Here is a 13255-nt window from a genome sequence, read left to right as displayed (position 1 = left end):
GATGGCCAGTATTACCTTGGAAAGGCTAAAGAAAACCTACACAGGCAATGTCGATGCGGTAAAAGGCATCGACTTGCACATTGAAGACGGCGAGTTTGTGGTGCTGGTAGGGCCTTCAGGCTGCGGAAAATCCACGCTACTACGTATGGTGGCGGGCCTTGAAACCATCACCGATGGCACGCTCAAAATCGGTGATCGTGTGGTCAATAAGCTCGAACCCGCCGAACGCGATATTGCCATGGTGTTCCAAAACTACGCGCTCTACCCGCACATGACGGTGTACAACAACCTCGCCTATGGCCTGAAGAACCGAGGCTTTAAAAAAGATGAGATTGAAAAGCGCGTACGCACTGCTGCCAAAATGCTTGAAATTGAAGACTTTTTAGAACGCAAACCGCGCAAGCTTTCTGGCGGGCAGCGCCAGCGGGTGGCCATGGGGCGCGCGCTAGTGCGCGAGCCAGCAGCCTTTTTGTTTGATGAGCCGCTTTCCAACCTAGACGCCAAGCTACGGGTACAGATGCGCGTAGAGATCAAGCAGCTTCAGCGGCGCCTGAAAACCACCAGCCTGTACGTGACCCACGACCAGCTGGAAGCCATGACCCTAGGCGACCGCTTGGTCGTGCTGAACGCTGGGCAAATTGAGCAAGTGGGCACACCCATGGAAATCTACGCCCGTCCGGCGACGATGTTTGTGGCTGGATTTATTGGCTCCCCCGCCATGAACATGTTGCCCATTGAGTACTTAAACGCACGGGGCTCCCAGGGGCTATTAGACAACTTGGCAGAAGGTACAGATATCGTCGGTATTCGCCCAGATGACATGCATTTAGTACCACCAGCAAGCCCCCACTTAACTGTCGATTCGACGCTGGCGCTATTTGAGGCCGCCGGTGCTGAAAGCCACCTGTATGTAACCCTCGCCGATAGTGACCAGCCTACGGTCATTCGCGTGTCAGGCCAGCCGCCGGTCGCCGAAGGCGAAACACTGCGCTTTTACGTTCCCCTAGGCGCACTGCACCCCTTTAACAGCGCCACGGGGCAGCGCACTGACGCGTTAGAAGAGACTGTCCTAAACACAACTCTGAAAACATAGACGCAGAGGCACAACCCTAGAGACAAGCCCTGGAAACACCGCAAATCCCCCCGGCGGGTAGCGCTTGCCGCCCGCCGCACCGTGAGCACTTATTAACACTCCCCTCTGCGGCACTACATTCATACGGGTGTCATCGTTCACCGTTAGCATGCCATTAAGGCTAAACGAAACGGTGACCACTATGGCGAACCAACCGCGCGCACCGCTAAGTGACGAAGAAATCGCTTACTTAATTCAACTGGCTAATGGCAACGCTATTGCGAGGCAGCGCAGGCGTGAAAAAAAGCGGTCACGTTCATTGCGCCCGCCATCACCAGGGGAGTGACTCCCCATTGCTATGCCAAAACCCGCCACTGTTCTCTAGTGTTAGCGCTTCAATACGCGCGGCGATGCCTAATGCTGCCTCTTGGGGGCTGATCAACCCACCAAAATTCACCATGCGTGTTTGCACATAACCGGGATGTAGTTGCGCCACCGCAATACCTTGAGGCTTCAAGTCCATCGCCAGCGATTTCCCAAACGCATTGAGCGCCGCTTTAGAGGCACGGTAGCCATAGCGTCCACCGGAGTCGTTATCCGCTATTGAACCCATCCGGCTAGTGATATTGGCAATTTTGCTGCCCTTTTTAAGGGTAGGCAGAAGCGCTTCGACGACACGCAGCGGTGCATAGGCGTTGATCTCCATCTGCTCACGGATACTGTCGAAATCAACGCTGCCCAGGGCCTCATCGCGAAGCAGCCCCGCGTTGTTAATTAGCAGATCGACCGTTTGGCCATTAAGCGCCTCGGCTAACCGGGCAACATCGTGGGGATGAGTGACATCAATTCCATCGAACACGTGATCCGCAACGCGATCCAGCTCTTCTGACGACTGACGGCAAACGCCTAGCACGCGCCACCCAGCGTCAACGTAGTACTCAGCAAGCGCTAAGCCTACACCCCGGTTAGCTCCGGTAATAACAACGGTTGATTTCATTCTGGCTCCCTGCTGCTTTTATTGATGAGGACGAAGAGGATAGAACATCTATACACGTCCAGTGTAACTGGCTCTCGACAGGTGTGTTGTAAAGCCTGCCCTATCTATGGAGTAGCCTACGCAAACTAGCGCAAGCCTGTCATCAGTTCTTCATCCTGCTGTCTTACCAGTGTCACCCGCACGGCCCACCATGGCGTTAAATGTGATGAGGGATGAATCGCACATGCGGCTTTGTATCGTCAGCGAAACATGGTCACCCGATGTCAACGGTGTGGCGCACACCTTGGGCAGGCTATGTCGCGAACTAAAGCGCCAGGGCGTGACAGTGGATGTGATACGCCCGAAACCCAGCATTGCCGGTAAAGCATCAAAGGTGACAAGCGAGCTTCAGGTGCAGCGGCTAGCGCTACCTGGCTATGCCGAGGTGCAAGTGGGGCTTTGCACACCCGCTAAAATACGGCGTTTTTGGCACAAGCACCGGCCTGATGCGGTGTATTTAGCTACCCAAGGCCCACTCGGTTGGGCGGCTCGCCAAGCGGCACGGCGGTTGAAAATTCCGCTGGTAGCGGGTTGGCATACCAACTTTGACCACTACTGCCACGACTATGGCGTGCCCTGGCTATCAGCGATTACCCGCCGCTACTTAGGATACTTCCATAACGGGTGTGCGCTCACGCTGGTGCCTACTCACCAACAAGCAAAGGCGCTACAGCAGCAGGGCATTCATGATGTGAATGTGCTGTCTCGCGGCATCGACGGCGAACACTTTTCACCCGCACACCGTGACTCCCGGCTGCGTCGCCAATGGGGCGTTACCGACCATCAACCTGTTGCTCTTTATGTAGGGCGCCTAGCGCCGGAAAAAAATCTAGCGCTACTTCAAGAAACCCTGCAGGCCATGCGTAATGTTTGCCCTGATATGGCACAGGTGATTGTTGGCGACGGCCCGGGTCGTGCCCAGTTGCAAAAGGCACTGCCCGAGGCTCACTTTACTGGGTTTGTCGATAAATCGACCTTGGCACGCCACTATGCCAGCGCCGACATGTTTGTGTTTCCTTCGCTTTCGGAAACCTGGGGCAACGTAGTGAGCGAAGCCATGGCAAGTGGGTTGGCGGTGGTGGCCTACCAGCATGCCGCCAGCGCTGAGCTGATTCAAAGCGGCCATAACGGCATTACCGTTACCCCAGACGACACCGCTGCCTTTTCACAGGCAGCCATTGAGCTATGCCAACACCCTGCCGACTACGCGCGCCTTGGCCGTGTTGCCCGGCTACGAGTGTTAGAACAGAGCTGGTCAGGCATTGCTGAGCAGTTCACGCGTTACCTTCACCAAGCCCAGGAGAACCACCATGCGTCCACGTCCGCTTGCCGTATTCGACCGTCTTGACCTGTGGGAGTGGCGGTTTTGTCAGCGCATCACGCTGCTAAGCCTCTACCGCCCTTGGCGCCTTACGCTGCAAGCGGCTAGCCGATTAGGCGACTGGCCGGTATGGGTAGCGCTGATTGCCGCTCAGCCCTGGCTGCAGCCTCAGCATGGTTGGCGTTTGGCGCAGTACGCCGCCACTGCCTGCTTGGCGATTGTTGCTTACCGGTTGCTTAAAACTCGCCTTTGTCGCGAACGTCCGTTTATTACCTACCGCAACGGCGTGCACTGCGGCGAACCTGCCCGTGACCGCTACAGCTTCCCTAGTGGTCATACCATGCATGCGGTTATGTTTTGCGTATTAGTCGCCGCGCATACCCCGTGGTTACTGCCGATTGTGCTGCCGCTTTCACTGCTGATCGCCGTTTCACGGGTGGGCCTGGGGTTGCACTACACCAGCGACGTGATAGCAGGGGCTGCCATCGGGTATGGGTTCGCGCTTCTTAGTCTTTATGTCATGGGCTAACGCGCTTGATATAGCGTCGGTTTAATAGCGCTTTAAACCATTTCGCACTACGTTTACATCATTCCTGTCTATTTTTAGGCTTAGCCGAATCGCCTTCGGCGCCAGCTATTCATCAAGGAGTGATGAAATGACTTTATCAGTGGGTGAGCTGTTTATTGCGCTGGTGATTATTGCCCTGGTTTTGCTGGTAAGTAACGCACTACGCCTTTGGCTACCTTGGCTGCGGCGACTTTTCTTACCAAGCTCAGTGATTGGTGGGTTACTTCTACTGCTTCTTGGCCCTGACGTTATTGGTCGGTTTATGCCGACTCTATTTACAGACAGCCCTGGGCTATTCCCCGCCTATGTCCAAGAAAGCTGGTCGGCCCTGCCGGGCCTGCTGATTAACGTCGTATTTGCCGCACTTTTTATAGGCACCGCCATTCCTGGTTTACGCGCCATTTGGCTACGTGCTGGGCCGCAGGTAGTCGTGGGACAAACCATGGCCTGGGGCCAGTACGTGGTAGGGCTTAGCCTCGCGCTTTTAGTGTTAGTACCCATTTTTAATATGAATCCAATGGTAGGCGCACTTATCGAAATTGGCTTTGAAGGTGGCCACGGTACCGCCGCGGGCATGGCCGACACCTTTTCAGAACTAGGCTTTGAAGAGGGGGCTGACTTGGCATTAGGGCTTGCCACTATAGGCATTGTTTCAGGAATCCTGATCGGCACCGTGCTGATCAATATTGCTGCCCGCAGAGGAGTGGTAAAGCTTGAAGGCGAGCAAGAAGACCCTGACGAGCTGATGCGTCATGATGATCGCCCCTCAACCGAAGAGTTTAGCGAGTTTAAGAAAGACCTGATGCAAGAAGCAGGCACTACCGACCCACTCAGTCTTCATATCGGCTTAGTGGGCATTGCGATTGTCATTGGCTGGCTGCTGCTCACCGCCCTTCAGTGGATCGAGCAAATGACGTGGGCGCGCAATGACGGGCTGGAAATATTAGCCCACGTGCCGCTATTCCCGATTGCCATGATTGGTGGAGTGATTGTTCAACTGTTTATTATGCGCTTTAACTTGGAGCGGCATGTATCCACGCGAACCATGTCACGCATTGCAGGTACCGCGCTCGACTTTACCATTGTTGCCGCTCTGGCCACTCTGTCGCTCACAACGCTAGGTGACTACTTTATGCCTTTCTTACTGCTTGCTCTGGCAGGTATCGGCTGGTCCCTATTCGTACTGATCGTCATTGCCCCACGGGTGATACCTGAAAATTGGTTTGAGCGCGGCATAGGTGATTTTGGCCAATCCATGGGGGTCACCGTTACCGGTTTGCTGCTGATGAAAATGGCCGATCCCAAAAATAAATCTGGCGCACTTGAAAGCTTTGGCTACAAGCAGCTGATGTTCGAACCCGTCGTGGGGGGCGGACTATTTACAGCCGCCGCGCTACCCCTCATCGCCCAGTTTGGGGCGCTTTCAGTACTTATATTTACCGGCATTTTAACCCTCAGCTGGTTAGCCTTTGGGTTGCTCTATTTTGGACGCATGGTGCCTGAGGGCGGGAAGGGTCGGTGGCATAAAAGTAAATAAAAATGGCTACTTAAAACACCAACGCCCGCAGCTGCGGGCGTTGGTGTAATGATGTGGCGGGCTCATCTCTCAGGAGGCATATCGTCAATATCGTCGACAGTCGCCAAAAATGATGTTTTAAACATCATGTAAAGCCCAAGCCCTGAAAACACTAGAAACAGCACGAACATGCATAACATCAGTACCATGGCCATAACGCTCGTCCCTGAAGGTGTGCGGCTGCTGCGTTGACGTTTTATAACCGCTAAAAGTTGCGTGTCCCGCAAGAATAGACCAAAAAGCCTTGCTCATCTGTACAAAAAGCCGAGTGTTACGCAAAGGTTTTAAGAAATCCTAAAAATATCAGCGCGTTATTAAATCACAAACATGCAAAAAAACCACCTCGGTTAAACGAGATGGTGATTTTGCATCGTTGCCGCTCCATGACCTTGATGACCAACGCTTCCCTGCGCAGGTAGTAACAAGCAAACTGAGCGTCCTTTTAAATCCTTTTCAACTGCTGGCCTCCGTGCCTTCCTGACTTACCTGTCAGCTTACTCGTACTATTTTTCTGTCATTGCCAATTACCATCCTTGCTAACGCTTCCTTTGCTGGCTTCAATAATCCTTTAACTATAATCCTTTAAATGACAGTGTTTCTTCAGGGTACACCAAGTAACTGCAGACAATAGGCCAACAAGCCAAGATAAAGGATTAATATTATTAAAAACATAGATTTACTAAAAAATGATTTGCTGAAAAATCGACTGGATTGACTTAAAAAATCGTTTTCTAGTGTATAAAACTGACACATGAGACAAAAAGTTGCGGCAAACATCAGCATTCCCCCCCTTAAACCTGTGGCATCAGTCGCCAACTGGGCTTATTTTAATCAGTGAACCTCTTTGCCCGTGCTGGGCTCGTGTCCTTGTAAGGAATTTTCGATGAAGCGCACACTTTTACTTGGCGTGTTAGTACTGGCGACCCTACTTGTTATCAGCGGCTGCAATACCATTCGCGGCGTGGGTCAAGATATCGAACAGGGCGGCGAAGCCCTCCAACGCTCAGCAGGTAGCTAACCATTATGATGACCGTCTACCTCTCCCACGGTTTGGAAAGCGGCCCAGGTGCGTTAAAGATCCAGGCGCTCAACGGCATTGCTGAACAGCTAGAGGATTGTGAACCAGTGGTGATGGACTACCGAGGAATGCCGGAACCACAACAGCGTTTACAGCACTTGTTGGCCACCATGTCATCCCGGCGCGACACCCCTGCACGCTGTGTTTTAGCAGGTTCAAGTATTGGTGGCTGGTTAAGCGCGTCTGTGAGTGCTCAGCAGCCGGTGCTTGGCTGTTTTTTGCTGGCCCCCGCGCTGGGCTTACCCGACTACCCAGAAACTTCGCCCACTATTCAAGCAGCCGTTACGCATATTATTCATGGGTGGCGAGATGATGTGGTTCCGCCCGCCCCGGTGATTGAACGCGCCCGCCTGCAGCGGCTATCGTTACGCTTGGTCGATGACGACCACCGTTTACACGACAGTCTGGATACTATTCTTGCTGATTTTAAGCGCTTTTTAAGCCAATGCGCCGCCTTTAACCGATCACGCTAGACAATCTTCTTGGCGGTATCTCAACAAATATTCGACATACACCCCACAAACCTATACAAATAGTATACGTCAATCAGGAGAGTGCTCATGTTCGGACTATTTAAGCGCGACCCCAAAAAGAAGCTACAGCAAGAGTATGAACGCAAGCTGCAGGCGGCCATGGAAGCCTCTCGTAACGGTGACATGCGAGCTAACGCCACCTTAACCGAAGAAGCCGAAGCCCTGCTGGCCGAGATCAACCGCCTCAAAGCGGCTGAGAAGTAGGCGCCTCGATGAATTCACGTTGGATAGTCGCCTCGCTAGTAGCGCTTAGCTTAACGCCGCTTAGTGTGAACGCCAGTTGCCCCAGCCCAGGTGAGTGGTGGCAAGCTAATCAATCGGTGCCCAATAACGAACTTCTCGCTCAGGCTGCCCAGCAACAGGTAGTGCTACTAGGCGAGCGGCATGACGACATTGACCATCACCGCTGGCAGCTAAGCACGCTGGCGGGGCTGCACGCATTGCGTAATGATATGGTGATCGGTTTGGAGATGCTGCCACGTCACGCGCAGCCGGTACTAGACGACTGGGTGGCAGGTGAGCTGAATGAAAATGAACTGCTAGAACAGACCCAGTGGCAAGAGACATGGGGCTTTGATCCTGCACTTTACCTACCCATTTTTCACTTTGCGCGATTACAGCAGATTCCGCTCATTGCCCTAAACATTACCCCGGCGTTGCGCCAGCGCTTGTCTGCAGAGGGATTTGAAAACGTTCCCGCTGACCAGCGCCACCACATTCCCGCCCCGCAAGACGCGCCTGCCGCCTACCAACAAAGGCTGCAAGCGGCATTTGAGCAGCATGCCATGGACATGGACGACCCTGACCGGCTAACGCGCTTCATTAACGCCCAGCTCAGTTGGGACGTCGCCATGGCCCACGGGTTAGCCGACGAAGCTCGTCAGGGATATTTGGCCGTAGGTTTAATGGGCCTGGGCCATGTTATCTATAACGAAGGTGTTGCCCACCAGCTTAACGGGATGGGCGTAGAGCACGCCTTGAGCCTGTTACCCTGGGAGCGTAACGAGTGCCAAATACCCGACCCTTCATTAGCAGATGCTGTGTTTGTGCTTGAGGCGGATGCTCACACTCACTCTGCACCTACTAATCACAACTAGTCTCCCAGCTGTTTTTTCTCACAGACCGCATTAACGGCGTCGCATTTACTTAAAAAAGCGTTGATTGTCGCGTTTAAATGTTTCATTGCGGCAAGTTGATTATTGCCTGCTCGACTCATAGGGTGGTGATACTCAACTCATTTCAATAAAAAATAACTATGACGACCGATATCGCAGAACGCCGTAAAAATCTGTGGTCAGGACTGGGGGTTACCCTCCTCTCCTGCTGGCTGCTGATTTGGATTATCCCTCGGTATGGTGGTTCAGGCATGGCCTTTGGCATGCACCCCCAACGCCTTGCCACGCTAGGTGCTTGGGTAATGCTGTTATGTGCCGCTGCGCTTGCGTTTGTTAGCCTGATCCAGCTCAAAAAAAGCCGTGCGCCACTGTTTAAGCTCCCTCCCCTATCAAACGTTTGGCACCAATCTTGGCCTTTCTGTTATGTGCTTTTGTTTATCGGGCTAGCCACGTTTATCCCACTTACCTGGTTAGCTCCTTTTATTGTAGGCACACTGGTCGCGCTGCTTGGTGAACGACGCTGGTACGTTATTCTTCTGGCAGCGGCCATTCCGACCGCAGCGCTCTATTTATTAACGGTTCATCTAATGCGCATAGGGGTGGTCTGATATGCCGGAACTTAGCGCAATTACGGGTGCATTTGGCGATGCATTAACCCTGCACTCCATTAGCGTCATCCTTGGCGGTGTACTATTAGGTTATTTAGTCGGGGTCATTCCTGGCTTAAACCGCTCCGTTGCCATCGCGATCGCTATTCCCCTCACGTTCTATATGTCCGCTTATGCGGCTATCGCCTTTCTTATCGGCCTTTCCAAAGGCACGGCAGCAGGCAGCGCCGTTTCAGCTATTTTGCTTAACACCCCGGGCGAGCCATCCTCAGCGGCTACCTGCCTGGACGGCTACCCAATGGCCAAAAATGGCCAGCCCCGCAAAGCACTCAAGGTTGGGCTGCTAGCCTCGGTCATTGGCGACTTACTCTCGACCTTACTGCTGATCGCCGTGGTGATCCCTTTTGCCTCTGTGGCGCTCAAATTTGGCCCCTATGAGTTAGCGGCTATCCTAATTTTTGCGTTGGTGTTCATTGCTGGCATGGCAGGCGGCTCGTTCCTAAAAGGCATGGCGGCTGGTGGAATGGGCGTTATTTTGGGAACGGTGGGCCTCGACCCTGAAACGGGGGCGATGCGCTTAACCTTTGGCTTCGCTGAGTTGATGGAAGGCGTCCCTATACTTCCTCTGGTGATTGGCACCTTAGCGCTCTCGGAAATGTTTGTGCAGTTAGACGAGTACCGGCGTACTAAAGGGGGCAGCTCGGTGCGTCTTGGCCATAACCCTGATGACGACCTCTCTTACGGTGAATTTAAAAAGACGCTACCTACTATTTTTAAAAGCACCGGCGTAGGGGCCTTTGTAGGTGCGTTGCCCGGCCTTGGGCCATCAGTGGGTTCCTTTATGGCCTATGGGCTTGCTAAACGGGGCTCAAAAGACCCCCACAGCTTTGGCAAAGGCAACCCAAATGGCATTGCCGCCGCGGAAGCAGCCGATAACGCGGTTATCCCCGCCAGCTATATTCCACTCTTCGGTTTAGGCATTCCTGGCAGCGTTTCTGCTGCCCTGCTGGTAGGCGCCTTTATGATTCACGGCATTCAGGTGGGGCCGCTTATGCTGCGCGACCATCCACAAATGCTGTTTACTATTTTTGCGGGCATGGTAGTGGCAAGCCTACTTATGCTCGCCGTGGGCTGGTATGGCCTACGCATCTTTGCCAAAGTCACTAATGTGCCACAAAACATCGTCATTCCGGTGGTTATATTCCTGTGCCTAGCGGGCATACAGGTGCAGGGGTACGGCACCTTTGGCTTATTAACCGTGTTCGGTTTTGCCATTTTTGGTTATTTCTTGAAGAAGCACGATTACTCCTTCGTGACGTTCTTGGTCGCTTTCATTGTGACCCCTATGCTGGAGATGAATCTGCGCCAATCGGTGATTCTATCCGGCGGTGAAATCAGCATTTTGCTGCAGCGGCCTATCGCGCTGTTCTTCGTGGTCGCCACGGTGCTGATGATGCTACATCTTGCTTGGAGCAGCTACCGTACTTACCGACAGCGCCGCTCGGTCTCTCTATAGCCCTGCGGTGCTCAAACTAACCAACATCTGGAAACTATTTTTATAAAGCGACATATAAAAAATCAAAAAACTATTCTTATAAACGATTGAGGAAATGGCACCATGAAAAAAACACTTCTTAGTACAGCGATTCTTTCTGCGGCACTGGCTGTCGGCATGAGCACCGTTCAAGCAAGCGACTTCCCTAACAAGCCTCTTACGTTAGTGGTTGGTTTTGGCGCGGGTGGCAGCACCGATATTCAGGCGCGTGTACTTGCCAACGTACTGGAAGATGAGCTGGGGCAGCCCGTTAACGTGGTCAACCAACCCGGCGCGGGCGGCGGTATTGCATTAACACGCTTGGCCAATAATAGCGATGAGGGCTATACCTTCGCTTTCGGCACTTCAATGACCATTACTTACGGCCCGCTGGCAACTGAAACCGCCTATCAGCTGGACGATTTCCGCTACGTTGCAGGCGTTACGTTAGGGCAGTCGGCCATTGTAACCGGTGAAGACCGCCCCTTCGGCGACAGCTGGGAATCCCTGGTTGAGTTCGCGCGGGAAAATCCCGGCACTAGCTACGCCACGCAAACCGCCCTTGATCGCATGATCATTGAGTACATCTCTCAGAAAGAAGGCCTCGACCTTCGCATCGTGCCGACAGCTGGGGGAGCCGGCATGGCGCCACTGATTCTTTCCGGCGATGTGGATTTTGCCTACAGTGGCGGCACCCACTCAGGCTATGCCGAGTCTGGCGAAATGCCCGTACTGCTTAGCCTAGCGGAAGAGCGTTTAGTGGCGTTCCCCGATGCCCCAAGCATGCAGGAAGCCGGCTATGACATTAACCCGGCGGAAATCCGTGTGGTAATGGTGCCCAAAAACACGCCTGACGCCCACGTTGAACGCTTGGCCGAAGCACTGGAAGCCGCTACCCAGGATGAGCGCTTCATTGAAATCACCGAAGAGCGCATCTTAATGCCGGTGGTTTATCTCTCAGAAGATGAAGTTACCCAAACACTCACTGAGCAGACCGAAAGCTACAAAGCGTTGATTGAAGAACTAGGCGGCGTACCCGGCGCAAACGAATAAGCAACACCTAAGCCACACTAAAGCGCCCGCTGCTAAGCATAAGCAGCGGGCGCTTTTTTATAGATCACTCGCGACCACGCAGTTACGCCCCTTCGCTTTAGCGCAATAAAGGTGCGCATCTGCTCGTTTGAGAACTTCCTCGCTGGTTTCCAAGGCCTGGGGGCAGGCCACGCCTATGCTGTCCGTTACAGGCACCGGGTGGCCGTCATGATCAAACAGCGTTGCAGTTTCAACCGCCTCACGAAATAGATAAAATCACGGCTTTGATGGCGAGCCGCCAGCGTATCGCGCGTGACATACGTCACTCTCTGGTGCTTAAACGCTTAATGCGGTGTTATCACCCCTCATCGGCTAGCGCGGGCAGTAGCGTTTTTAGTTTACGGGTCAGCGTATTGCGCCCCCAGCCCAGCAGTTCCGCAGCCTCTCCTTTGCGGCCTCCGGTATGCTTCAGCGCTGTCTCTATTAAGATGCGCTCAAAATCCGGCACGGCTTCTTCCAGCAAATGGGTATGCCCTTCTGCCAAGGCGCGGTCGGCCCACTCTCTGAAAGCCGAGCGCCAATCGCCGTGGGCGCTGTTTTCTGTCGTGCTTAACGTACGTAGCTCCGGCGGCAGGTCTTCAATGAGAATCTCACGGCCCGAAGCCATGACCGTTAGCCAGCGGCAAATATTTTCCAGCTGACGCACGTTGCCCGGCCAAGGCAAACGGGTAAGGTGAGCCTCTGCTTCTGCGGTAAGCACTTTGATATCTGTTGCCAGCTCTTTCGCCGCCTCGGCCAAGAAATGGCGCGTGAGGCGGGGAATATCTTCCCGACGCTCTGCTAGGCACGGCAGATGCACACGGATCACATTTAAACGGTGGAACAAGTCCTCCCGAAAGCGCCCATCCTCTACCAGCGACTCCAGGTTTTGGTGAGTGGCCGCAATAATGCGCACATCAACTTTTACCGGCGTATGCCCACCCACGCGGTAAAACTCACCGTCAGCAAGCACTCGCAGCAGCCGTGTTTGCGTTTCAGCGGGCATATCGCCGATTTCATCTAAAAACAGCGTACCGCCGTTGGCCTGCTCAAAGCGCCCCTGACGCTGCTGGGCCGCGCCTGTGAAAGCGCCTTTTTCATGACCAAACAACTCAGACTCAATTAAGTCACGGGGAATCGCCGCCATGTTAAGCGCGATAAACGGCTTACCCGCCCGGGGACTGTGTTGGTGAAGTGCCTGGGCAACGCGCTCCTTACCCGTGCCCGACTCCCCATTAATTAATACCGTAATATGCGAGTGAGAAAGGCGGCCGATGGCGCGAAACACTTCCTGCATAGCAGGCGCCTCGCCAATAATTTCAGCGCTTAAGCCTTCTGGAACCGTTACCGGGCGCTGGCGTTCCCGGGCATGGGCAACGGCTCTACGCACTAGGGCAAGCGCCTCATCCACATCAAACGGCTTAGGCAGATATTCAAATGCCCCCCCTTGGTAGGAGGCCACCGCGCTATCTAGATCGGAATGAGCGGTCATCACGATAACGGGCAAATCGGGGTGGGCATCGCGCACCCGCGACATCAGGTCAAGCCCATCAATACCCGGCATACGAATATCGGTCACCAGCACATCGGGCGGGTTCTCTAATAGCCGGGCTAAGGCGGTGTCGGCCCGCTCAATACACTCGACTTGCAGGTCTGGCTGCGCCAGCGCGCGCTCAAGCACCCAGCGGATAGCGCGGTCATCGTCGACAATGACCACCCGTGCAACATCGGTACGTGTCGCCT

Annotated in this window: 14 protein-coding genes; 11 read left to right on the top strand and 3 right to left on the bottom strand. The window is 53.9% G+C overall.

Annotated elements, in window-relative coordinates; genetic code table 11:
- The first annotated feature begins 1 nt into the window (after nucleotide 1).
- Nucleotides 2-1093, top strand: a complete 1092-nt coding sequence (locus MOY_RS05195) for a sn-glycerol-3-phosphate import ATP-binding protein UgpC (RefSeq protein WP_009097270.1) — start codon at nucleotides 2-4, stop codon at nucleotides 1091-1093.
- A gap of 310 nt (nucleotides 1094-1403) precedes the next feature.
- Here the strand turns inward: MOY_RS05195 and MOY_RS05190 are convergent, their stop codons facing one another.
- Nucleotides 1404-2069, bottom strand: a complete 666-nt coding sequence (locus MOY_RS05190) for an SDR family oxidoreductase (protein WP_009097268.1) — start codon at nucleotides 2067-2069, stop codon at nucleotides 1404-1406.
- A 223-nt stretch (nucleotides 2070-2292) separates the two neighbouring features.
- Here MOY_RS05190 and MOY_RS05185 point away from each other — a divergent pair, with 223 nt between their 5' ends.
- The 10 genes from MOY_RS05185 to MOY_RS05145 all read left to right on the top strand — a co-directional run bounded on the left by MOY_RS05185 (nucleotide 2293) and on the right by MOY_RS05145 (nucleotide 11494).
- Complete coding sequence (locus MOY_RS05185; protein ID WP_009097266.1) at nucleotides 2293-3456, top strand: glycosyltransferase family 4 protein; 1164 nt, start codon at nucleotides 2293-2295, stop codon at nucleotides 3454-3456.
- Nucleotides 3419-3958, top strand: a complete 540-nt coding sequence (locus MOY_RS05180) for a phosphatase PAP2 family protein (protein WP_009097264.1) — start codon at nucleotides 3419-3421, stop codon at nucleotides 3956-3958. The genes MOY_RS05185 and MOY_RS05180 overlap by 38 nt, the downstream gene beginning before the upstream one ends.
- Before the next feature lie 127 nt (nucleotides 3959-4085).
- Nucleotides 4086-5534, top strand: coding sequence for a sodium/glutamate symporter (locus tag MOY_RS05175; RefSeq protein WP_009097262.1), 1449 nt, complete (start codon nucleotides 4086-4088; stop codon nucleotides 5532-5534).
- Between the two features lie 922 nt (nucleotides 5535-6456).
- On the top strand, nucleotides 6457-6591 hold the full coding sequence (locus tag MOY_RS05170) for an entericidin A/B family lipoprotein (protein ID WP_009097260.1): 135 nt from the start codon (nucleotides 6457-6459) through the stop codon (nucleotides 6589-6591).
- A 5-nt stretch (nucleotides 6592-6596) separates the two neighbouring features.
- A complete protein-coding gene (locus MOY_RS05165; protein ID WP_009097258.1) occupies nucleotides 6597-7124 on the top strand; it encodes a YqiA/YcfP family alpha/beta fold hydrolase in 528 nt (175 codons plus the stop codon).
- Nucleotides 7125-7211: 87 nt separating this feature from the next.
- Complete coding sequence (locus MOY_RS17140) at nucleotides 7212-7388, top strand: DUF6435 family protein (RefSeq protein ID WP_009097255.1); 177 nt, start codon at nucleotides 7212-7214, stop codon at nucleotides 7386-7388.
- An 8-nt stretch (nucleotides 7389-7396) separates the two neighbouring features.
- The gene (locus tag MOY_RS05160; protein WP_009097253.1) at nucleotides 7397-8281 is read left to right on the top strand and encodes a ChaN family lipoprotein; all 885 of its coding nucleotides are present in this window, start codon (nucleotides 7397-7399) and stop codon (nucleotides 8279-8281) included.
- Nucleotides 8282-8439: 158 nt separating this feature from the next.
- Nucleotides 8440-8907 carry a hypothetical protein gene (locus MOY_RS05155; RefSeq protein ID WP_009097251.1) on the top strand — a complete coding sequence of 156 codons (468 nt, stop codon included), beginning with the start codon at nucleotides 8440-8442 and terminating at the stop codon, nucleotides 8905-8907.
- A gap of 1 nt (nucleotide 8908) precedes the next feature.
- Nucleotides 8909-10423 carry a tripartite tricarboxylate transporter permease gene (locus MOY_RS05150; protein WP_009097249.1) on the top strand — a complete coding sequence of 505 codons (1515 nt, stop codon included), beginning with the start codon at nucleotides 8909-8911 and terminating at the stop codon, nucleotides 10421-10423.
- A 102-nt stretch (nucleotides 10424-10525) separates the two neighbouring features.
- Nucleotides 10526-11494 carry a Bug family tripartite tricarboxylate transporter substrate binding protein gene (locus MOY_RS05145; protein ID WP_009097248.1) on the top strand — a complete coding sequence of 323 codons (969 nt, stop codon included), beginning with the start codon at nucleotides 10526-10528 and terminating at the stop codon, nucleotides 11492-11494.
- A gap of 57 nt (nucleotides 11495-11551) precedes the next feature.
- Here MOY_RS05145 and MOY_RS17760 read toward each other — a convergent pair whose 3' ends face one another.
- Together MOY_RS17760 and ntrC are read right to left on the bottom strand one after the other, a co-directional pair.
- Entirely contained in the window at nucleotides 11552-11713 is a 162-nt protein-coding gene (locus tag MOY_RS17760) for a diguanylate cyclase domain-containing protein (RefSeq protein WP_082429670.1), read from the bottom strand.
- A 118-nt stretch (nucleotides 11714-11831) separates the two neighbouring features.
- A partial coding sequence (gene ntrC / locus MOY_RS05140) for a nitrogen regulation protein NR(I) (protein WP_009097246.1) occupies nucleotides 11832-13255 on the bottom strand: 1424 nt, incomplete at its 5' end.

Source organism: Halomonas sp. GFAJ-1 (assembly GCF_000236625.2).
Classification (GTDB): domain Bacteria; phylum Pseudomonadota; class Gammaproteobacteria; order Pseudomonadales; family Halomonadaceae; genus Vreelandella.
This window is presented reverse-complemented; position numbering and strand designations above follow the sequence as displayed.